The 21,114-nt window shown below is 72.9% G+C and carries 16 protein-coding genes, 1 tRNA gene and 1 pseudogene; 11 read left to right on the plus strand and 7 right to left on the minus strand.

The annotated features are described in order from the left end of the window. Positions 1-70: 70 nt before the first annotated feature. The 3 genes from ACFY01_RS30705 to ACFY01_RS30715 all read right to left on the minus strand — a co-directional run bounded on the left by ACFY01_RS30705 (position 71) and on the right by ACFY01_RS30715 (position 3,028). Positions 71-1,060: a DUF5926 family protein gene (locus tag ACFY01_RS30705; protein ID WP_390739115.1), complete on the minus strand. Its 990-nt coding sequence runs from the start codon at positions 1,058-1,060 to the stop codon at positions 71-73. 362 nt (positions 1,061-1,422) lie between these two features. After that, positions 1,423-2,064, minus strand: coding sequence for an ATP-binding protein (locus ACFY01_RS30710; protein WP_390739011.1), 642 nt, complete (start codon positions 2,062-2,064; stop codon positions 1,423-1,425). Positions 2,065-2,191: 127 nt separating this feature from the next. Next, the gene (locus ACFY01_RS30715) at positions 2,192-3,028 is read right to left on the minus strand and encodes a glycerophosphodiester phosphodiesterase (protein ID WP_390739012.1); all 837 of its coding nucleotides are present in this window, start codon (positions 3,026-3,028) and stop codon (positions 2,192-2,194) included. Between the two features lie 269 nt (positions 3,029-3,297). Here ACFY01_RS30715 and ACFY01_RS30720 point away from each other — a divergent pair, with 269 nt between their 5' ends. Continuing rightward, positions 3,298-4,791, plus strand: a complete 1,494-nt coding sequence (locus ACFY01_RS30720; protein ID WP_390739013.1) for a trypsin-like peptidase domain-containing protein — start codon at positions 3,298-3,300, stop codon at positions 4,789-4,791. 109 nt (positions 4,792-4,900) lie between these two features. Further along, positions 4,901-4,985, plus strand: a tRNA-Ser gene (locus tag ACFY01_RS30725). Between the two features lie 86 nt (positions 4,986-5,071). Here ACFY01_RS30725 and ACFY01_RS30730 read toward each other — a convergent pair. After that, positions 5,072-5,281, minus strand: a pseudogene (locus tag ACFY01_RS30730) (hypothetical protein); the annotation flags it as partial. A 43-nt stretch (positions 5,282-5,324) separates the two neighbouring features. Then, positions 5,325-6,191 carry a bifunctional DNA primase/polymerase gene (locus ACFY01_RS30735; RefSeq protein WP_390739014.1) on the minus strand — a complete coding sequence of 289 codons (867 nt, stop codon included), beginning with the start codon at positions 6,189-6,191 and terminating at the stop codon, positions 5,325-5,327. 398 nt (positions 6,192-6,589) lie between these two features. Between ACFY01_RS30735 and ACFY01_RS30740 the strand changes: the two genes are divergently transcribed. The 8 genes from ACFY01_RS30740 (at position 6,590) to ACFY01_RS30775 (ending at position 14,390) form a co-directional block, all read left to right on the plus strand. Further along, a complete protein-coding gene (locus ACFY01_RS30740) occupies positions 6,590-6,847 on the plus strand; it encodes a hypothetical protein (protein WP_390739015.1) in 258 nt (85 codons plus the stop codon). Positions 6,848-7,024: 177 nt separating this feature from the next. Further along, complete coding sequence (locus ACFY01_RS30745; protein WP_390739016.1) at positions 7,025-8,206, plus strand: acyl-CoA dehydrogenase family protein; 1,182 nt, start codon at positions 7,025-7,027, stop codon at positions 8,204-8,206. 113 nt (positions 8,207-8,319) lie between these two features. Next, a complete protein-coding gene (locus ACFY01_RS30750; protein WP_390739116.1) occupies positions 8,320-9,240 on the plus strand; it encodes a bifunctional MaoC family dehydratase N-terminal/OB-fold nucleic acid binding domain-containing protein in 921 nt (306 codons plus the stop codon). A 1-nt stretch (position 9,241) separates the two neighbouring features. Then, entirely contained in the window at positions 9,242-10,300 is a 1,059-nt protein-coding gene (locus ACFY01_RS30755; RefSeq protein ID WP_390739017.1) for an acyl-CoA dehydrogenase family protein, read from the plus strand. A 60-nt stretch (positions 10,301-10,360) separates the two neighbouring features. Further along, the gene (locus ACFY01_RS30760) at positions 10,361-10,756 is read left to right on the plus strand and encodes a MaoC family dehydratase (RefSeq protein WP_390739117.1); all 396 of its coding nucleotides are present in this window, start codon (positions 10,361-10,363) and stop codon (positions 10,754-10,756) included. After that, positions 10,753-11,919: a lipid-transfer protein gene (locus ACFY01_RS30765; protein WP_390739018.1), complete on the plus strand. Its 1,167-nt coding sequence runs from the start codon at positions 10,753-10,755 to the stop codon at positions 11,917-11,919. The genes ACFY01_RS30760 and ACFY01_RS30765 overlap by 4 nt, the downstream gene beginning before the upstream one ends. Positions 11,920-12,064: 145 nt before the next feature. Continuing rightward, positions 12,065-12,622: a SigE family RNA polymerase sigma factor gene (locus tag ACFY01_RS30770; RefSeq protein ID WP_390739019.1), complete on the plus strand. Its 558-nt coding sequence runs from the start codon at positions 12,065-12,067 to the stop codon at positions 12,620-12,622. A 112-nt stretch (positions 12,623-12,734) separates the two neighbouring features. Then, positions 12,735-14,390: a long-chain fatty acid--CoA ligase gene (locus ACFY01_RS30775; RefSeq protein ID WP_390739020.1), complete on the plus strand. Its 1,656-nt coding sequence runs from the start codon at positions 12,735-12,737 to the stop codon at positions 14,388-14,390. A gap of 81 nt (positions 14,391-14,471) precedes the next feature. On the opposite strand, the gene ACFY01_RS30780 is transcribed toward ACFY01_RS30775, so the two are convergent. After that, positions 14,472-15,692 (minus strand): MFS transporter, encoded by a 1,221-nt coding sequence (locus ACFY01_RS30780; protein ID WP_390739021.1) that lies wholly within the window; start codon positions 15,690-15,692, stop codon positions 14,472-14,474. A gap of 137 nt (positions 15,693-15,829) precedes the next feature. Here ACFY01_RS30780 and ACFY01_RS30785 point away from each other — a divergent pair, with 137 nt between their 5' ends. Continuing rightward, a complete protein-coding gene (locus tag ACFY01_RS30785) occupies positions 15,830-16,411 on the plus strand; it encodes a TetR family transcriptional regulator (protein ID WP_390739022.1) in 582 nt (193 codons plus the stop codon). A gap of 91 nt (positions 16,412-16,502) precedes the next feature. On the opposite strand, the gene ACFY01_RS30790 is transcribed toward ACFY01_RS30785, so the two are convergent. Next, complete coding sequence (locus tag ACFY01_RS30790) at positions 16,503-20,948, minus strand: PAS domain-containing protein (RefSeq protein ID WP_390739023.1); 4,446 nt, start codon at positions 20,946-20,948, stop codon at positions 16,503-16,505. Between the last annotated feature and the right edge of the window lie 166 nt (positions 20,949-21,114).

Below are 21,114 nucleotides of genomic sequence, written 5' to 3' on the forward strand. Positions count from 1 at the left end.
AGTCACCCGCTCGGACGACCTGACCGCGGCTGACCGGCCGGTCAGCCGCGGTCAGGTCGTCGACTGCGATTCAGCTCAGCGTGACCTGCCGGTTGGTGAGCCCGCCGCGTGCCCGGCGCTCGTCCACGGTGAGCGGAGCGTCCGAGGCCAGGGCGGCGGCGAGGCGCTCGGCGAACTCGGCGGCCGGCTTCTCCACATCCTCCGCGCCGACCCCGCTCGGCAGGTCCCAGACCGGCACGGTGAGCCCGTGAGCGCGGAAGGAACCCACCAGCCGGGTGCCCTCCCCGAGGTTCGACAGGCCCGCCGCGTGCAGCCGGGCAAGAGCGTCCAGAAGCTGCTCCTCGGCGTGCGGCATGACCCAGCGCAGGTGGTTCTTGTCCGGCGTCTCGCACCAGTACGCGGCGTCCACACCGGTCAGCTTCACCGTCGGGATGGCGGCGGCGTTGGCCCGCTCCAGGGAGGCGGTCACGTCGGGCGTGGCGTTCTCCGGGTCCGGCACCCAGAACTCGAAGCCACTGTGCACCACGGGCTCGAACGCGCCCTCGGGGTCGATCAGATCCTGGAGCCGCGGACCGTCGGCCGGGGCTCGGCGGCCCTGCACCGGCGTACCCGGTTCGGCGGCCAGGGCCCGCTGGAGGGTGTCGGCGAGGTCGCGGCTGATGTCGCCGGACGCCGTGTCGTTCTGGAGGCCGAGCAGGACCGAGCCGTCGTCGCGGCGCAGGGCCGGCCAGGCCATCGGCAGCACCGTGGCGAGCGTGACCGACGGGACGCCCTCGGGCAGGCCGTCCTTCAGGGACAGCTCGACCGTGGCGGCGGGCACCAGCTCGCGCAGCGCCACCCAGTCGCACTCGCCCGGCAGCCCCTCGAAGGGCCGCTGGATCAGCTCGGTCACGGCGTGCGCGGCGGCCCGGCCGTGGCAGGCCTTGTAGCGGCGGCCACTGCCGCAGGGGCAGGGCTCGCGGGCGCCGACGACCGGAACCTGTCCATCAGCGCCTACGGCGCGGGCCCCGTCGGTGAGCTGCGGCCGCTTGGCCTTCGTCTGGGGGCGCTTCTTGGCCATCGTGGGTGTCTCCCGGTTACGGCTCGTCTCGTACGGGCGCGAGCCTAGTCGCTCACGCGACGACCGACGGGGAGCTGTGGACAACGTGAACTCGTGGTTGACGACGGCCTCGGAGCGGCGCGGGCCCGGCGTGGCACCGGCCGCCCGGCGAGGGGCGGCCATGGATCGGGTCCGGACGGCGAAGCCGCAGGTGAAGGCGGTGGGGCGGTCGGCTTGGCGCGGGGCCACGGCCGTTCCTCCCCGGTCGGCGGTGGCCGGTCGGACCCTGCCGGGGTTCTGCCGGGGGCGCCGGCCGTCGGCGTGTTCGGCCGTCGCGTGGGCGTTCCCGGCGTGGTCGTCTCGATGTGGTCGGCTCGGCGGGGTCAGTCGATGTCGTCGAACACGTCCGTGAAGTCCAGTTCGGTGGCCATCGCCGAGACCGGGGGCGCCATGACGCGCGTAGCGAAGTCGTCACGACGGTGCGTGGCGTCCGGATCGCGTACGTCCTCGTGGACCACCACCCACACCGTGACCTCACCCCGGGCGTCGTCCCGGACGCCCCAGTCGTCGGCCAGCGCGGTGATGATGTTCAGCCCGCGGCCGCCGTGCGCGGTCACCGAGGGGGTGGCCGGAGCCGGGCGGGTCGGGCCGCCGCCGTCCGTGACCTCCACGGTGAGGCGGCCGCGAAGGTCCACCTGCCACGCGGCGCGCACATCGCCGTCGCCGACGGCCGCGTCACCCAGGGGACGACCGTGCTTGCAGGCATTGCTCAAAAGTTCGGAAAGGATCAGTACGGCATCGTCGATGACCGATTCCGACACTCCACCCCTGCGCAACTGTGCGCGCATCCGGTGTCTGGCTTCCCCCACGCCCGCAGGGCCATGGGGTACGGCCATGCTCGACGACGTGGGCACCTCCTGTGCCACCACCAACGCCACCCCCGAGACCTCCTTCGCCCCACGCCACGGTGTGGATGCCCCCTTGGCCTGTACCGGAAACCGGCCAATCCACTTCCGGTGACGCATTCACCGCAGTCGAATACGGATCGAACGCGCCGGAGCACTCCCTGTGAGGGGGTGACTGGAATTCGTTGATGTGGCCGAAAAAGGAGGATGCTTCAGGCGGGTGTCCGGGTCAAGATCTGCGTCGGTATCAAGGCCTGCGGCCGAGTCGGTCCAGTACCGCGCGCGGGCGGTTGGTGATGATGGCGTCGACGCCCAGCCCGACGCAGAGGTCGACGTCCTCGGGCTCGTTCACCGTCCACACGTGCACCTGGTGACCGGCCCGCTTCAACCGCTCGATGTACGCCGGATGATTGCGCACGATCCGGATCGAGGGGCCCGCGATCCGGACACCGGCGGGCAGCCGCCCGTCGCGCAGCCGGGGCGAGACGAACTGCATCAGGTACACCGTCGGCAGCGCCGGCGACGCCGCCCGCACCCGGTGCAGCGAGCGCGCGGAGAAGCTCATGACGCGCACCTGCGACTCGGCGGCCGAGGCCGGGTTGTCCAGGCCGAACCGCTTCAGGAGCAGCAGCAGCCGTTCCTCGACCTGCCCGGCCCAGCGCGTGGGGTGCTTGGTCTCGATGGCGAGCTCCACCCGGCGCCCGGCGTCGGCGACCAGCTCCAGCAGCCGTTCCAGGGTCAGTACGGAGGTGTGCTCGCGGTCCTCGGGGCGGTGCTCCCAGTCGGGTTCCTCGTCGCGCAGGCGCCAGCTCTCGCGGGTCTTCCACGAACCGAAGTCCAGTGCGGCCAGATCGGCGAGCTCCAGGGCCGACACCGCGCCGCGTCCGTTGGACGTACGGTTGACGCGTCGGTCGTGGACGCAGACCAGATGGCCGTCCGCGGTCAGCCGGACGTCGCATTCGAGGGCGTCCGCGCCGTCCTCGATCGCCTTCCGGTACGCGGCGAGGGTGTGCTCCGGGGCTTCCTCGGAGGCACCCCGGTGGGCGACGACCTGGATGTGGTGCTGTCGTGCGTCGGTGGTCACCGCGTCATGGTGCCACCGCGAAGGGGTACGCACGTATCTGAGAACCGTCTGAGATGTTCCGGGGATGCGGCCACTCCGTCCCTAATGTCGGATATAAGGAATAGCCGTGGACCCACAGGCACCGCTTATGGTGCTCTGACGGCCCGTGGGAAAAGCTGAGGCATACAAAAGTTACATGCACAGCTACAGCGCGCCGGGTCGACGACGACCGTGAACGAGCGTGACCGAGTGCGACCGAGAACAACCGCCGTGGATCGAGGAGAAGACCTGTGAGCACCGAGAACGAGGGCACCGAGGTACCCCCTGCCCCGTCCGCACCTCCAGTGCCGGTGGCGACTCCCGGTGCTTCCCCGCAGGCAGCGGCGCCCGAGGGCAGCTCGCCGACCGCCCCGCTCCCGCCGGTGCCGCACAGCGCCCCCGGTACGCCGGAGCAGAGCGCGGCCCAGCCGCCCCAGGCCTTCGCCCAGGACGGGCACGCCTCCGGGCCCGCGCCCGACGGCTCCTGGCCGCCCCCGCCCCCGGCGACGCCCTCGTACGCCGACGGGGGCGCCGGTGCCGGTTATGGAGGTGCGAGCTACGGCGGTGACGGCGGGGGCGCCGGCTGGGGCTCCTCGTACCAGCAGCAGCCCGCGCCGAAGGCCGGCCGCGGGCGCGGCGGGCTGGTCGCGGCGGTCCTGGTGGCCGCGCTGGTCGCGGGCGGCCTGGGCGGTGGCCTCGGCTACACCCTGGCCAAGAACAACGACGACACCGGCTCCACCACCGTCTCCGCCTCCAGCAGCGCCTCCCAGGTCAAGCGCGCGCCCGGCACGATCGCGAACGTGGCCGCCAGGGCGCTGCCCAGCACGGTCACCATCGAGGCGGAGAGCACGAGCGGCGAGGGCGGTACCGGCACCGGGTTCGTCTTCGACAAGCAGGGCCACATCGTCACCAACAACCACGTGGTGGCGGACGCGGTGGACGGCGGCAAGCTCACCGCCACCTTCCCGAACGGCAAGAAGTACGACGCGGAGGTCGTGGGCCACGCCCAGGGCTACGACGTGGCGGTCATCAAGCTCAAGAACGCCCCCTCCGACCTCAACCCGCTCACCCTCGGCGACTCCGACAAGGTGGCCGTCGGCGACGAGACCATCGCGATCGGCGCCCCCTTCGGGCTGTCGAACACGGTCACCACCGGCATCATCAGCGCCAAGAACCGCCCGGTGGCCTCCAGCGACGGCAGCTCCACCAGCAAGGCGTCCTACATGAGCGCCCTCCAGACCGACGCCTCCATCAACCCCGGCAACTCCGGCGGTCCCCTGCTGGACGCCTCCGGCGCGGTGATCGGCATCAACTCCGCGATCCAGTCCAGCAGCAGCGGCGGCCTGGGCGGCTCCGGCCAGTCCGGCTCCATCGGCCTGGGCTTCGCCATCCCGATCAACCAGGCGAAGTACGTCGCCCAGCAGCTGATCAAGACCGGCAAGCCCGTCTACGCCAAGATCGGCGCGTCCGTCTCCCTGGAGGACGGCACGGGCGGCGCGAAGATCACCGAGCAGGGCGCGGCCGGCGCCGCCGCGGTCGAGTCCGGCGGCCCCGCGGACAAGGCGGGCCTCAAGCCCGGCGACGTCATCACCAAGCTCGACGACCACGTGATCGACTCCGGCCCGACGCTGATCGGCGAGATCTGGACCCACAAGCCGGGCGACAAGGTGACGATCACCTACCAGCGGGACGGCAAGGAACACACGGTCGATCTCACCCTGGGCTCCCGCGCGGGCGACAGCTGACGCCCACGCGCCGTTTGTACGTCAGTCCGCTGTACGTCAGTCCGCCCTCTGCGTATCCAGGCGAGGGCCGGTACTCTGTACCAGCCCGTCCCGAGGGGACCGGAGCAGAGGTGGGTTGCCCGAGCGGCCTAAGGGAACGGTCTTGAAAACCGTCGTGGCGCGAGTCACCGTGGGTTCAAATCCCACACCCACCGCTCAGTGAACGGCCCCTGACCGACCAATGGTCAGGGGCCGTCGGCGTAGGGCCTTCGTGACGACGGAACAGCGCTGGACAGCGCTGGAGCTCGTAGTCCTCGGCCGGTTCTCCCCACGGGACCGAACGCAGCCCCTCGTCCGCCTCGTCCTCCGACGGCACCTGCGGGGCCGGCTGGAACCAGAGGACGGTGAGGGTGGAGCGGTGAAGCACTCGGTCGCCGTACGTCGAGGACAGACGGAGTTCCATGAGCTCGACCGAGCGGCCGGATGTGAGGACGACGTGGGTGAGGGACATGGGCCACACAACGGGGAAGCCCGGTCGGCGCAGGCTCGTGGTTTCAGGGGCGGTGGCCGGTCATCCGGGCCGCCGAGGCGATCGTCGCGCGGGCCTCGCGTTCGGACAGGCCCGTGTGGACGGCCGCGTCGAGCAGTGGAGCGACGAGGTCGGGGCCGATGCCGTTCTCGTAGGCGCGGCAGGCGGCCCAGAAGAGGCGGGTGTTGCGCTGGCCCTCGTGGGCGGCGAGGACGAACTGGATCAGGCCCTGGCCGTGGTGTCCGGTGGTCGGTGGGTGGGGGTGCGGGGCGCGCGGGGGCGGGAGGAGCAGGCGGAGCAGGGCCGGCGGGCAGGCGGCGGGGGCGAGGTGGGCGGTGCCGGGGGCGGTGGAGTAGACGCCGTGGTCGGTGCGTGAGCCGGGGCCGACGAGGTAGCCGCCGGCACCGCGGATGTCGATGCCGGGGGCCAGCCGTCCGGCCGAGTTGGGGACGACGACGTCGGGCGGGCCGGTCAGCCAGAGGTGGCGGCCGCCGCTGGGGGTGAGGACGACGACCGTCACGGGGATCGTGAACAGGTGGCGCAGCGCCAGCTCGCGCAGGGCGGCCGAGGAGTCCGTGCCCGTCTTCGTGTCGAGGTCGACGCCGATCAGATGGTGCGGGGGCAGGCCGCAGGCGATGCCGTAGCCGGTGGCCCAGGGCGCGGCGGCGAACAGTTCGCGGATGCGTGCCGGGTCCTTGGAGGCGTCGTACACGCCGTGGCCGAAGCGTCCGCACTCGCCGTGGCAGGCGGGGGCGGCGGGGTCGTCGCGGTGGGGGGAACGCAGGGCCGGGAGTTTGGTCCGGGACAGGGGGATGACGGCCAGGCCGCGTTCCGCGGCTGACAGGGCGTGTGCGAGGGCCAGCGTCGTGGCCTGCCGGTCGGTGGTGGCCATGCATTTATGGTCGTACGTGTGTTCGAAAAAAGGAAGAGGGGGCGAGGTGTGACGCGCCGTGCGGTCCGCCCTGTGGGGGAGATCGGCCGGCTGTGCGCCGGACGGGCGCCGGAACGATTCGCCGCTTGTGGTGCCTGGTAGCTGTCTCGCCCCGGACTGTCCTGTCCCGCTCCTTTCGCAGGCTGATGCTGGCGACAAGGGTTTATCGACTTGTCCTCACGCTTACGTGCGAACCGCGGCTTCCGATGTGGTTCGCCGGGGTTCGGTGGGCAACTCTGGATGCGCGACGTCGTGCAGTGCACAACCGTCGGGGCGGTCGGCCAACTGCCTTGGCAACAGCCGTACTTCATGCACGTACTTCATGCATGTTCTTCATGCACCTGTTCTGGAGGAACACCATGGCAAGCATCCGTACCGCCCGCGTTCTCGCCGCCGTCTCCGCCCTCCCCCTCGCGGCCGCCCTCTTCACCGGCGTCGCCTCCGCGGACAACGGGGTCGGCCTCGACAACTACGGCAACTCGTCCACGACGGGGCAGAACGCGGTCGGCTTCGGCGCCTCGAACAAGAGCAATACCGCCCAGGTCAATGGCTCCGCGCTCAACCAGATCCAGCAGGGGGACGGGAACGTCGCCATCCGCTTCACCCGTCTGTGGTGAGCAACTAGGGGGAGTGGGGCCATTGGGGGGCTCGAGTCCCTTGTGGGGTGCGCTCAATGGGGATGTGTCGGGTCTGCGCGGCGGTGCTTCGGTGCCGCCGCGCAGGCGTTTTCCCATGCCTGACGGTGGCCATGGCGACCTTGACACCCGACGGGATCTGACGGACAGTCAGAAACCATGCATCTCGCCCCCACCGAGCGCCAGCAGCGGCTGCGCGCGGAACTGCGTGCCTACTTCCGGGACCTGCTGCCGCAGGGACCGCCCGCCGGGGCCGGTCACACCGGTGACGCCGATCCGCACGAGCGCCGCACGCTGCTGCGCCGCATCGGCGCCGACGGCTGGCTGGGCCTCGGCTGGCCGGTCGAGTACGGCGGCCGGGGCCGGGGCGCGGACGAGCAGTTCGTGTTCTTCGACGAGGCGTACCGGGCGGGCGCCCCCGTCTCCATGGTCACGCTGAACACGGTCGGGCCCACGCTGATGAAGTACGGCAGCGAGGAGCAGAAGGCCTACTTCCTGCCCCGGATCCTGCGCGGCGAGCTCGTCTTCGCGATCGGCTACAGCGAGCCGTCCGCCGGGACCGATCTGGCCTCGCTGCGGACCCGGGCGGTGCGGGACGGCGACGGCTGGCTGATCGACGGGCAGAAGGTCTTCACGTCGGGCGCCCAGCACGCCGACTGGATCTGGCTGGCCTGCCGTACCGACCCCGAGGCCCCCAAGCACCGGGGCATCTCCCTCCTCCTCGTGCCCACGGACGCGCCCGGGTTCTCCTGGACGCCGATCGAGACGGTGGGCGGCCAGACGACGACGGCCACCTACTACGACGGGGTCCGGGTCCCGGCGGGCAGCCTGGTCGGCGCCGAGAACGACGGCTGGTCGCTGATCACGAACCAGCTCAACCACGAGCGGGTCGCCCTCGCCGCGCTGGGCATGCAGGCCGAGGAGTTCCTCGCGGAGGCGCTGACCGCCGCGCGTACCCCCGATCCGGTGACGGGGAGGCGCCGCATTGACGAGCCGTGGGTAAATTTTCGGCTGGCCGAGGCGCATGCCCGGCTGGCGGCATCGCGCCTGCTCAGCTGGCGTCTGGTGGCGGACGTGGGGGCCGGCCGGCTGGCCCCCGGCGAGGCCAGCGGGGTGAAGTTCGCGGGAACGGAATCGGCTGTCGCGACGTATCGCATGTGTCAGCACATCGTGGGCGAGACGGGACTCGTCCGCTCCGGTTCCCCGGGGGTGTTCGGGGCCGGAGAGCTGGAGCGGCTGAACAGGGCGGCACAGATCAACACGTTCGGGGGCGGGGTGAGCGAGGTGCAGCGGGAGATCGTCGCGACGATGCGGCTCGGGATGACGAGGGGGCGGCGGTGACCGCGCCGGCCAGGGAGCCGGACGCCGGGCCGGCGGCACGCCACGAGGCGGACGAGAGTCGGCTCAGGGCGTACGAGGCACGGCTCAAGGCGTACGAGGGGCGGCCGGCCGCTGTGTCCGGCGTCGGCAAGGACCCGGTCAACCAGCCGATGATCCGGCACTGGTGCGAGGCGCTGGGCGACACCAGCCCGGCGTACACCGGGCCGGACGCCGTCGCCCCGGCCACCATGCTCCAGGCCTGGATCATGGGCGGGCTCTCCGGGCATGAGGGACGCACGGACGCGTACGACGAACTGCTCGGCCTGCTGGACGAGGCGGGCTGCACCTCGGTGGTCGCCACCGACTGCGAGCAGGAGTATCTGCGCCCCCTGCGCCCGGGGGACGAGGTCACGTTCGACACGGTGATCGAGTCGGTGTCGGAGCGGAAGACGACGAAGCTCGGCACGGGGTACTTCGTCACGACCCGCACGGACGTGCGCGTGGCCGGCGACCTCGCGGGCACGCACCGCTTCCGCATCCTCAAGTACACCCCGGCCCGGCGCAAGGCCCCCGGAAAACCCGGGGCCCGCCGCCCCCGCCCGGTCGTCAACCGCGACAACGCCGGCTTCTGGGAGGGCGTCGCCGAGCACCGGCTGCTCATCCAGCGCTGCACGGGCTGCGGCACCCTGCGCCACCCCTGGCTGCCGGGCTGCAACGCCTGCGGCTGCCTGGACTGGAACACGGTGGAGGCCGGTGGCGAGGGAACGGTCTATTCCTACGTCGTGATGCACCACCCGCCCTTCCCGGCGTTCACGGAACCCGATCCTGCCGCTGACGCGGCGGGTCCCTACGCGGTCGGCCTCGTCGAACTCGCGGAGGGCGTCCGGATGGTGAGCAACGTGGTCGGGGTGCCCCACGACAAGGTGCGCATCGGGCTGCCGGTCCGGGTCGAGTTCCGGCGATACGAGGACGACGGGGGCAGTGGGGACGGTGCGGACGGCGGGGACGGCGCGCAGGTCCTGCCGGTGTTCCGGGTCCTGGAGAGCGGGGCCTGACATGGACTTCACGCCCACCGAGGCGCAGGCCGGGGCCAGTGAGCTGGCCGCGCGGATCTTCGGCGACCTGGCCACGCACGAGCGGCTGGCGGCCCTCGGCACCGGCAGCGATCCCGAGCTGTGGAAGGCCCTGCGCGGCGCGGGACTGGTCGGTGCCGTGGAGGAACTGGGCCTGCTCGGACTGGTGCTGCTGCTGGAGGAGCAGGGCCGCACGACGGCCCAGGTGCCGTACGCCGCCACCTGCGTGTACGGGCTGCTGGCGGTCACCGCCCACGGCACCCCGGAGCAGCGGGAGCGGCTGCTGCCGGGCATCCGGGACGGATCGGCGGTGGTGAGCGGGGCGTTTCCGGCGCAGACAGGTGTACGGGTCTCCGCGCGAGGCGGGGCGACGCGAAGCGGCGAGATCGGCCGGGCGGAGCTGACCGGAACCGTCCCCGTCGTCCCCTGGCTCCGGGACGCCACGCACGTCCTCCTCGCCGACGGCGACCACCGGCTGTGGTTGGTGCCGCTCGCGGAGGGCACCGACGTCACGCCGGTCGAGCTGACCGCGCCCTGGTCGGCCGGGCGGCTCACCCTCGACGGGGCACCTGCCGAGCGGGTCGGCGGGGCGGAGGCCGGCGCGGACGTCCTGGCCACCGCGCGTACCGCGTTCGCCGGGCTCCAGGCGGGCGTGTGCGCGGGCTCCCTCGCCCGGGCCGTGGCGCATGTGAACACCCGCGAGCAGTTCGGCCGGCCGCTCGCCACCCGGCAGGCCGTGCAGCTGAAGGCCGCCGACGCGCACATGGACATCGAGGCGATACGGGTGACCGCGTACGAGGCGGCCTGGCGACGGGACGCCGGACTGCCGTACGCCACGCACGCGCTGACCGCCGCCTGGTGGGCGTCCGAGGCGGGGCAGCGGGTCGTGCACACGGGCCAGCATCTGCACGGCGGTGCGGGGGCCGATCTCGGTCACCCGGTCCACCGGCACTTCCTGTGGGGGCGGCAACTGGACGCGTATCTGGGATGCGGCGGCGAAGTGCTCCAGGAACTGGGGGAGTTGATCGCGAGTGCGGAGTGAGACGGGGAGCGGGACGGGGAGAAGGACGGAAAGCGGGACGGGGAGTGGGACATGACGGAGGTGAAGGCCGGCGCGCAGCTGCCCCCGCTGGAGATCCCGATCACGCGCACGCTGATCGTGGCGGGTGCGATCGCCTCGCGGGACTACCAGGACGTGCACCACGATCCCGAGCTGGCGCGGCACAGGGGCTCCCCGGACGTCTTCATGAACATCCTGACGACCAACGGCCTGGTCGGCCGGTACATCACGGACCACTTCGGCCCCGCCGCGGTGCTCCGCAAGGTGGCCATCCGGCTGGGGGCACCCAACTATCCCGGCGACACGATGGTGCTGTCGGGCACCGTCGAGGAGGTCGCCGGCACCACCGCCACGGTCCGCGTCGTCGGGGAGAACGGCATCGGACGCCATGTGACGGGCACGGTGACGGTCACCGTCCCGGCGGAGCGTGCGGCATGAGCGGGCGGACCAGGGACACCCTCGGGGGGCGGGCGGCCGTCGTCGGGATCGGGGCGACGGAGTTCTCCAAGGACTCGGGGCGCAGCGAGCTCAGGCTGGCGGTGGAGGCGGTGCGGGCCGCGCTGGACGACGCGGGGCTGACGCCGGGCGACGTGGACGGGATGGTCACGTTCACGATGGACACCAGCCCGGAGATCACCGTGGCCCAGGCCTGCGGGATGGGCGAGTTGTCCTTCTTCTCCCGTATCCACTACGGCGGCGGGGCGGCCTGCGCGACCGTCCAGCAGGCGGCGCTCGCCGTCGCCACCGGTGTGGCGGAGGTGGTGGTCTGCTACCGGGCCTTCAACGAGCGGTCGGGGCGCCGCTTCGGGGCGGGAGCGCGGCACCGGGAGCCGTCGGCGGAGGGCGTGGCGCTCGGCTGGGGGCTGCCCTTCGGGCTGCTCACCCCGGCCTCCTGGGTGGCGATGGCGGCGCAGCGCTACCTGCACACCTACGGGCTGACGCCCGAGGTCTTCGGGCACGTGGCCGTCGTCGACCGTGGGTACGCGGCGACCAACCCGGCGGCGTACTTCCACGGCCGCCCGATCACGCTCGCCGACCATGCCGCCTCGCGCTGGATCGTGGAGCCGCTGAGACTGCTGGACTGCTGCCAGGAGACGGACGGCGGGCAGGCGCTGGTGGTGACGTCCGTGGAGCGGGCCCGCGACCTGGCGCACCCGCCCGCCGTGATCGCGGCCGCCGCCCAGGGCGCGGGCCGGGCGCAGGAGCAGATGACCAGCTTCTACCGCGACGACCTGACCGGCCTGCCCGAGATGGCCGTGGTGGCCCGCCAGCTGTGGCGGACCTCAGGGCTGAGCCCGGCCGACATCGACGTGGGGATCCTCTACGACCACTTCACGCCCTTCGTGCTGATACAGCTCGAGGAGTTCGGGTTCTGCGGCAGAGGGGAGGCGGCGGACTTCGTGGCCGCGCGGGAGCTGCCGCTGAACACGCACGGCGGCCAGCTGGGGGAGGCGTATCTGCACGGGATGAACGGGGTGGCGGAGGGCGTGCGCCAGCTGCGGGGCACGGCGGTCAACCGAATACCGGGGGCGGCCCGGGTCCTGGTGACCGCGGGCACGGGGGTGCCGACGTCGGGGCTGGTCCTCGCCGCGGACGGATGAGCCCGCCCGGGTAAACCCGTAGTACGCGAGGTTGGCCGTCCACCTTCAGGAGGTGGAGCCCGCCCCACCCCTACAACCTGAGGCGGACCTCGCTTCGGGACCTGAGGCCGATCCGCGGGAACAGGGTCGCTCATAGCGTGGAGCCATGACCACACCCGTCTGCACCAGCGCGTCGACCGTCGCTGCACCAGCGAGGCAGACCCGGCCGTACCCGTCGTTCTCCTCGTACGTCAGGGCCCGCCAGCCGGTGCTGCTGCGTACCGCCCGGTCGCTGACCGCGAACCCGAGCGACGCCGAGGACCTGCTGCAGACCGCGCTGGCGAAGACGTACGTGGCGTGGGAGCGGATCGAGGACCACCGCGCGCTGGACGGCTATGTCCGCCGGGCCCTGCTGAACACGCGCACGTCCCAGTGGCGCAAGCGCAAGGTCGACGAGTTCGTGTGCGACGAGCTGCCCGAGCCGGAGCCCGTGCCCGGCGGCGACGACCCGGCCGAGCGGCAGGCGCTGCACGACGCGATGTGGCGGGCGATCGGCAAGCTGCCCGCCCGGCAGCGGGCGATGGTCGTCCTCAGGTACTACGAGGACCTGAGCGAGGCCCAGACCGCCGAGGTGCTCGGGGTGTCCGTCGGCACGGTGAAGTCGGCGGTGTCGCGTGCGCTCGGCAAGCTGCGCGAGGACCCCGAGCTCGGCCTGGTGAGATAGGCCCGCGGAGCCCGCGAGTTTTCCTTCCCCTAGTGACATACCGCGCGGTATGTGCGCAGAATCAGCGCAGCCCCTACTGCCGCGTAGGCAATGCCGCCTCGGGAGGACCGCCGTGCTGAGCACCATGCAGGACGTACCACTGACCGTCACCCGCATCCTTGTGCACGGTGTGCTGGTGCACGGACGGTCCCAGATCACGACATGGACCGGGGACGGCGAGCCGCAGCGACGCAGCTTCGCCGAGGCGGGAACCCGAGCCGTCCAGCTGGCCAACGCCCTCCGCGACGACCTCGGCGTGCGGGGCGACGACCGGGTCGCGACGCTGATGTGGAACAACGCCGAGCACGTCGAGGCGTACTTCGCGATCCCCTCCATGGGCGCGGTGCTGCACACGCTCAACCTCCGTCTGCCCGCCGACCAGCTGGCCTGGATCGTCAACCACGCCGCCGACCGTGTGATCATCGTCAACGGTTCGCTGATCCCCCTGCTCGCCCCGCTGCTGCCCAGGCTGACCACGGTCGAGCACATCGTCGTCTCCGGACCCGGCGACCGCTCCCCGCTCGCCGGCGCCACCGCGCAGGTGCACGAGTACGAGGAGCTGATCGCGGACAAGCCGAAGACGTACGACTGGCCGGAGATCGACGAACGCCAGGCCGCCGCCATGTGCTACACCTCCGGCACCACCGGCGACCCCAAGGGCGTGGTGTACAGCCACCGTTCGATCTACCTGCACTCCATGCAGGTCAACATGACCCAGTCGATGGGCCTGACCGACCAGGACACCTCCCTGGTCGTGGTCCCCCAGTTCCACGTCAACGCCTGGGGCCTGCCGCACGCCACCTTCATGACCGGCGTCAACATGCTGATGCCGGACCGCTTCCTCCAGCCCGCCCCGCTGGCCGAGATGATCGAGAGCGAGAAGCCGACCCACGCCGCCGCCGTCCCCACCATCTGGCAGGGCCTGCTCGCCGAGCTGACCGCCAAGCCCCGGGACGTCTCCTCCCTCACCCAGGTCACCATCGGCGGAGCCGCCTGTCCGCCCTCCCTCATGACGGCCTTCGACAACCTCGGCATGCGGGTCTGCCACGCCTGGGGCATGACCGAGACCTCCCCGCTGGGCACGATCGCCCGCCCGCCGGCCCACGCGATCGGCACCGAGGAGGAGTTCGCCTACCGCCTCACCCAGGGCCGCTTCCCGGCCGGTGTGGAGGGCCGCCTCACCGGCCCCGGCGGCGAGCGCCTCCCCTGGGACGGCGAGTCCGCCGGCGAGCTGGAGGTACGCGGCCCGTGGATCGCCGGCGCCTACTACAACGGCCCCGACGCCGAACCCCTGCGCCCCGCCGACAAGTTCAGCGAGGACGGCTGGCTGAAGACGGGAGACGTGGGGACGATCTCCCCCGACGGTTTCCTCACCCTCACCGACCGTGCCAAGGACGTCATCAAGTCCGGCGGCGAGTGGATCTCCTCCGTCGACCTGGAGAACGCCCTGATGTCCCACCCGGACGTCGCCGAGGCCGCCGTCGTCGCCGTCCCCGACGACAAGTGGGGCGAGCGCCCGCTGGCCACCGTCGTCCTCAGGGAGGGCGCCACCGCCGACTTCGAGACCCTGCGCGTCTTCCTCGCGGAGGAGGCCAAGATCGCCAAGTGGCAGCTCCCGGAGCGCTGGACGGTCATCGAGTCGGTGCCGAAGACGAGCGTGGGGAAGTTCGACAAGAAGGTGCTGCGCAGGCAGTACGCGGAGGGCGAGCTGGACGTCACCCAGCTCTGACGCCGCGCCCGCGCGTACGCCGGTGCCGGGGTACGGAACGCCCCGGCACCGGCGTACGCGCGCTCAGCGGCCCAGGCAGGTTCAGGAGACGGCCGTCACCCGTCGTACGGCCGTCGTCAGCCAGCCGAGCGCCAGCCAGAGTGCGGCCACCGCGCAGACGCCGTCCCATCCCCACCGGGCGTAGGCGATCCCCGCGAGGACGGAGGCGAGCGCGCCGCCCGTGAAACCGGCCACGACGTAGGCGGTGTTGGCGGTCGCGGGGGCGGAGGTGGTGGTCAGGGCGAGGGTCTGGTTGGCGACGTGCGAGGCGACCAGGGCCGCGTGGACGGCGATCGCCGCCACGAACAGCGCGATGAGCACCTGCCCGCCGAGCCAGAACAGCGGCACGGAGACGGCGGCGAGGACGTAGGCCGACCGTACGACCTTCGCGGCGCCGAAGCGGTCCACCAGCCCGCCCGCGAGCGGGGCCACCACGCTGGCCGTGAGGCCGAAGAGGCCGAACAGGCCGGCGGTCGCGGTGGACAGGCCGTACGCCGGGCCGGTCAGCAGCAGGGCGAGCGAGGTCCACAGGGCGCTCCAGGCGCCGAACATCCCGGCCTGCCTGACGCACGCCCGCCACAGGTCGGGCGAGCGGTGGACGAGCCCGGGCAGGGCGGTCAGGCCGGCGAACAGCGGACCGGTGCGGCGGCGGTGCTCCCTCGGCAGGGCGAGGGCGGTGCCGAGTCCCAGTACGAGGGTCAGCGCGCCCGCACCGGCGAACACCCACCGCCAGCCGAAGGCCTGCCCGGCCAGACCGCCGACGACCCGGGCCGCGACGATGCCGGTGAACAGACCCGCGATGACGGCGGCGACATGACGGGCGCGGCGGTGGGCGGGGGCGCGCTCGGCGACCAGCGGGACGAGCAGCTGCGGGACGACGGTCGCGGCGGACGCCACGAACACGGCGGCCGCGAGAGCGGCGGTGCCGGAGGCCGCCGCGCCGAGCGTCAGCGCGGCCGTCGTGGCCACCGACAGGAGGGCGACCAGCGGACGCCGGTCCACGCGGTCGCCGAGCGGGGCGAAGAAGAGCAGCCCGGCCGCGTAACCGAGCTGCGCGACCGAGGCGATCCAGGTCACGGCCGAGGGAACCGTGCCGAAGTCGTGGGCGATGAGGGGGAGCAGCGGGGCCGCGAGATAGATGTTGGCGGCCGTGACGGCGGTGCAGACAGCGATGAGGACGAGGAGGAGGCGGCCGGAGCCGGCCTGCTCGCGGGCGGGGACCCGGATCTCCTGCGCCTCTTGGGTGGTGGTCGCTGACGGCATGACCGGAGGTACTCCTTAGGGCTTCTTGGAGCCGACTCTCACAACTAACTGGTTGGTTGGAAGTGTGAACAGCGTCCCCCTTCGCGGAATTCCCTGTCAACCAAATAGTTGGTTGCCTCGAGCGCTACCCTGGCCCCATGGCACCAGTGAGGGACCCCGAGGCCACCAGGGCGCGGATCTTCCAGGCGGCGGTCACCGAGTTCGCCCGGCACGGCATCGCCGGCGCCCGCATCGACCGCATCGCGTCCGAGGCCAAGGCCAACAAACAGCTGATCTACGCCTACTTCGGCAACAAGGCGGAGCTGTTCTCACAGGTCCTCGGCACCTGCATGGTCGACCTCGCCGCCGCCGTCCCCGTCGACGCCGACGACATAGAGGGCTGGGTCGACCGCCTCCTCGACTACCACGCGACCCATCCCGAACTGCTGCGCCTGCTCTTCTGGGAAGGCATCGAGTACGGCACCGCCGAGCTGCCCGACGAGACCGCCCGCCAGGAGCACTACGCCCGCAAGGTCGCCACCCTCCAGGACGGCCAGGCCCGGGGTGTCATCACCGACGCCATCCCGGCCGGCGACCTGCTGATCCTGCTGACCGCCCTCACCAACTGGATGGTCGTGGTCCCCCAGATGCGCCGCATCCTCGCGGGCCCCGAGGACAGCGACCGCGAGCGCCTGCGGGCCTCCATCAAGGAGGCGGCCCGCAGGCTGGTGGCCCGCTAGGGCCGGACAGGCCCTTGAGCCAGGCCGCTCTGGACGCCAGGCCGCTCTAGACGCCAGGCCGATCTAGAGGCCGGTCCAGAGGCCAGCCGGTCTAGTTGGTGCCGATGCGGGCCAGCAGGTCCACGATCCGAGCCTGGACCTCGCCGCTGGTGGAGCGCTCCGCCAGGAACAGCACCGTCTCCCCCGAGGCCAGCCGCGGCAGGTCGGCCTGGTCGACGGCGGCGGTGTAGACGACCAGCGGGGTGCGGTTGAGCTGCCCGTTCGTGCGCAGCCAGTCCACGATCCCGGCCCGGCGCCGGTGCACCTGCATCAGGTCCATCACGACCAGGTTCGGCCTGAGCTGCCCGGCCAGCGTCACCGCGTCCGCGTCGCTCGCGGCCCGCGCGACCTGCATCCCGCGCCGCTCCAGCGTCGCCGTCAGGGCGAGGGCGATCTCCGCGTGCTCCTCGATGAGGAGGACCCGCGGCGGGTGCTGCTCGCTGTCGCGCGGCGCGAGCGCCTTCAGCAGGACCGCGGGATCGGCACCGTACGCCGCCTCGCGCGTCGCCTGCCCGAGCCCGGCCGTGACCAGCACCGGCACCTCGGCGGCGACCGCCGCCTGCCGCAGCGACTGAAGCGCGGTACGGGTGATCGGCCCGGTCAGCGGATCCACGAACAGGGCTGCCGGGAAGGCCGCGATCTGCGCGTCGACCTCCTCGCGCGAGTGCACGATCACCGGCCGGTAGCCGCGGTCGCTGAGCGCCTGCTGCGTGGTGACGTCCGGCGCGGGCCACACCAGCAGCCGGCGCGGGTTGTCCAGCGGCTCCGGCGGCAACTCGTCGTCCATCGGCTGCGGGCGCGGGGGGTCCGCGACCTCGACCGCCCCGCCCGGACCGTCCAGCGGCTCGGGACCCTCGGCGGCGTTCTCGTCCGGAGCGCCTATGGCGTACGACCGTCCGGCACCCTCGGTGGCCGGGGCGAGCCGCGACTGCCCGGCCAGGGAAGGCTGGGGGACAGGCTGCGCCACCGGCTGCGCGACGGCCTGTGCGACGGGCTGTGCGATCGCCGGTGCGACGGGCTGCGCTCCCGGCTGCGCGACCGGCTGTGCCGGTGTCTGCTCGGCGGCCGGATGCGGACGGGCACCCTGCTCGGGGCGCTGGTCCGGACGCTGCTCGGAACGTGGCTCAGGACGCGCGGCCGGGTCGGGCGGCGTGCCCAGCTTGCGGCGCCGCCCGGAACCGCCCGGCTGGTGCGGGGGCGGCGTGGCCGTCGGCTGCTGCACCTGCGCGGCCTGCCTGCTGAACGGCACGCCCTGCCCCAGCGTCCGCACGCTGAAGCCCCGGCCCTGCGTCGAGTTCACGTCGGCGGGCACGCCACCCGCCTCGGCCGGCAACGGCTGGGCGGCTCGGGCAGGCGCGGCGGCGTGCTCCGGGGGGAGGGGGGTGCCGGGGGCCGGGGTGGCGGTGCCGTTGGGGGCCACCGCGGCGGGGGCGGCCGTTCCGTCGGGCGTTCCATTGGGCGGTACGGCGACGTCCGCGGCCGGGGGCGGAGTCGGAGCCGGAGTCGGCGGGGTCGCGGGGGGCGGAGCTGGGGTGGCCGGGACCTCGGGTGCCTGACCCGCGGGCTGACCTGCAGCGGCCTGGCCGGGAACGGCCTCCGCGGGCAGCGGCTGGGCGGCGGGCAGCGGCCCGGTGTTCTGCGCCGGGAGGGAGACAGCGGCGGCCTGGGCGGGAGCGGCCTGGGCGGCTGCCGGGAGCTCACCCGGGGTGACCTGCGGTGGGACCGTCTGACCCAGCCCTGCCGGAACCGCGACCGGCTGGCCCGGGGCGATCTGGACCGAGTTTCCCGGCGCCGGAGCCGTGCCCTGGCCGGGAGTGGCCTGCACGGGTACGGCGGCACCCGGCGCGGGCGTGCCGGTGGCCTCCGGCGACTGCTGCGGCGGGACCACGGCCCGTCGGCGGCGGCCGGTCGGCGCGCTGGTGGGATGCGGCTGGGGCGGGGTGTGGTCCTCGGACTGGTCGTGCGCGACGGCGTCGTGCCGGCCTTCGTCGACCGCCTGATCCACGGCCGGAGCCTGCACCTGCCCCGGGACCTGGACTTGCCCCGGGACCTGCACCTGACCCGGAACCGGCACCAATCCCTGCGCCTGCGCCTGCGCCTGCGCCTGCCCGTCCGGCCCTTCGGCCTGGCGGTCCGCCTCGGCGGGCGGCAGGGCGAAGACCGTACGGGCCCCCGCCTCCTGCGCGGCGGCACGCTCGGCCGCGGCGGCAAGCGCACGGCGACGGCGCCCGGTCGGCTGCTCGGCCTCGGCCGTCGGGACGGCTTCGGGGCCCGGCTGGGCACCGGCCGCGGGCAGCGCGGGCGGCAGCGCCTGCCGGTCCCCGTCGTCACGCCGGGCACGCCGTCCGCCGGGCGCCGGCACGCCCTGCGGCGGCACGGTCCCGCCGAGTCCCGTGTTCGAGGCCGCGGCCCCCGCGGCATGCTCGGCCGCCGTCACGACGGCCCCCTCGGCGACACCCTGATCACCACCGGCGCCACCAGCGCCACCGACACCGACGGCCCCGTCACCCGCGCCCTCGGCGGGCCGTCCCCGCCGCCGTCCGGTGCCGCTGGACACCTCCGCAACCTCGACCACCGGCTGCACCGGCGACACCGGCTGCGCCTGCTCATCGAGGGCACGCCTGCGGCGCCGCCCGGTAGGCGCGGGCGCCTCCGTCCCGTCACCGTCGGACTCGCCAGGCTCCTCGCTCTCCAGGAAGGCGTCGGTGGAGGCCCGCCGGGCCCGCCGCCGCCCGCCACCGGAGCCGTGCTCGACGGCGGCCTCCGCCTCGGCGTCCGCACCGCCCACCAGGGCCACCTCGGCACCCGGCGCCCGTTCCGGGGCCGGGACGGCCCCCGCCCCGCCGCCGATCGGCACCTCGAGGACATACGCACTGCCGCTCATCCCCGGCACCTCGTGCGTCTGGAGCACACCACCGTGCGCCCGTACGATCCCGCGGACGATCGGCTCGTGCACCGGGTCTCCCCCGGAGTACGGTCCGCGCACCTCGATCCGTACGACCTCACCGCGCTGCGCGGCCGCCACGACGACGGTGTTGTCCATGTAACCGCCCGTCGAGACGGGCGCGTTGCCGGTGGCGTCGACGCCGGCGACGTCCGCGACGAGATGCGCGAGCGCGGTCGCGAGCCGCTGCGGGTCGACCTCGGCCTCGATGGGCGGCGCGTGCACGGCGAACTGCACCCGGCCCGGCCCGATGAGTTCGACGGCCCCGTCGACGCCGGCGGCGACGACCGAGTCAAGCATCACCTTCGTACGGACGACGTCCTCCGTGCCCGCGTCGAGCCGCTGGTAGCCGAGGACGTTGTCGATCAGCTGGGTGATGCGCGAGTAACCCGCCGACAGATGGTGCAGCACCTGGTTGGCCTCGGGCCACAGCTGCCCGGCGTCGTCCGCGGCGAGCGCGGCCAGTTCCCGGCGCAGCTCGTCCAGCGGCCCGCGCAGGGAGCGCGCGAGCAGCGTGAGCAGCTGCTCGTGCCGCCCGGCCAGGGCCTCGTAGCGGTCCTTCTCCCGCTCGCCGAGCGCGGCGTACCGCTCCTCGCCGGCCGCCAGCTCCTCGGCGTGCCGCTCTTCCAGCTCCTCGATCCGGGTGACGTGCTCCTGACGCAGGGCGGTCAGGTCGGAGGCGTGCTCCTCGGAGAGCTTCTCCAGCTCCTGGGCGTGCGCCTGCTCCAGGGCCGCCTTCTCCTCGGCGAGCGCGTCGAAGGGCCGCCGGTCGGTGAAGGTCATCACGGCGCCGACCAGCTGGTCGCCGTCGCGCACGGGCGCGGTGGTCAGATCGACCGACACCTCGTCCCCGGACTTGGACCACAGCACCTGCCCGCGCACCCGGTGCTTGCGCCCGGAGCGCAGGGTGTCGGCGAGCGGCGACTCGTCGTACGGGAAGGGCGAACCGTCGGCACGGGAGTGCAGGACGAGGGTGTGCAGCTCCTTGCCGCCGAGCTCACTGGCCCGGTAGCCCAGTATCTGCGCGGCGGCCGGATTGACGAGCACGATCCGCCCGTCCGTGTCCGTGCCCACGACACCTTCCGCCGCGGCCCGCAGGATCATCTCGGTCTGCCGCTGTGAGCGGGCCAGCTCCGCCTCGGTGTCGACGGTGCCGGACAGATCGCGTACGACGAGCATCAGCAGTTCGTCGCCGGTGTATCCGTAACCGTCGTAGGCCTGCTGCCCGTTCTCCAGGTTCGCGCTGGTGACCTCGACCGGGAACTCGGTCCCGTCGGTCCGCCGGGCGACCATCCGCGTGGGCTTGGTCCGGCCCTGCGGGTCCATGTGGTCGGGCCGCCGCATGGAGCCGGGGATGAGCTTGGAGTCGAACTCCGGCAGCAGATCGAGCAGCCCCCGCCCCACCAGAGCCGTCCCCGGAGTCTCGAAGGCCTCCAGGGCGATGGTGTTGGCGTTGACGACGGTCCCATTGGCGTTGACCAGCACCAACGCATCGGGCAGCGCGTCCAGTATGGCTGCGAGGCGAGCAGCGCCTCGGGATGGCCTGCTGCTCACGAAACGCTTCCTCCCTGTTACCGCACCTTGCCGACCGCTCGGGCCATCTTGCCAACCGGCCCGCAGCGTGTCACGCGAGGGAGTCTAAGGGCAGCGCTTGCGCTCGCGACGCCGGATGAGAGGGAGGTCGCACGACGAAGTGACGGGGAACGTGTGACCGCCCGCC

It is taken from the genome of Streptomyces sp. NPDC001480 (genome assembly GCF_042894725.1).
Lineage (GTDB): Bacteria > Actinomycetota > Actinomycetes > Streptomycetales > Streptomycetaceae > Streptomyces.

Coding starts and splice junctions, on each gene's coding strand:
- ACFY01_RS30755 (WP_390739017.1), top strand. CDS start 9,242: ATGGACTTCACGCCCACCGAGGCGCAGGCCGGGGCCAGTGAGCTGGCC.
- ACFY01_RS30780 (WP_390739021.1), bottom strand. CDS start 15,692: ATGCCGTCAGCGACCACCACCCAAGAGGCGCAGGAGATCCGGGTCCCC.
- ACFY01_RS30705 (WP_390739115.1), bottom strand. CDS start 1,060: ATGGCCAAGAAGCGCCCCCAGACGAAGGCCAAGCGGCCGCAGCTCACC.
- ACFY01_RS30785 (WP_390739022.1), top strand. CDS start 15,830: ATGGCACCAGTGAGGGACCCCGAGGCCACCAGGGCGCGGATCTTCCAG.
- ACFY01_RS30740 (WP_390739015.1), top strand. CDS start 6,590: ATGGCAAGCATCCGTACCGCCCGCGTTCTCGCCGCCGTCTCCGCCCTC.
- ACFY01_RS30735 (WP_390739014.1), bottom strand. CDS start 6,191: ATGGCCACCACCGACCGGCAGGCCACGACGCTGGCCCTCGCACACGCC.
- ACFY01_RS30770 (WP_390739019.1), top strand. CDS start 12,065: ATGACCACACCCGTCTGCACCAGCGCGTCGACCGTCGCTGCACCAGCG.
- ACFY01_RS30745 (WP_390739016.1), top strand. CDS start 7,025: ATGCATCTCGCCCCCACCGAGCGCCAGCAGCGGCTGCGCGCGGAACTG.
- ACFY01_RS30765 (WP_390739018.1), top strand. CDS start 10,753: ATGAGCGGGCGGACCAGGGACACCCTCGGGGGGCGGGCGGCCGTCGTC.
- ACFY01_RS30710 (WP_390739011.1), bottom strand. CDS start 2,064: ATGCGTCACCGGAAGTGGATTGGCCGGTTTCCGGTACAGGCCAAGGGG.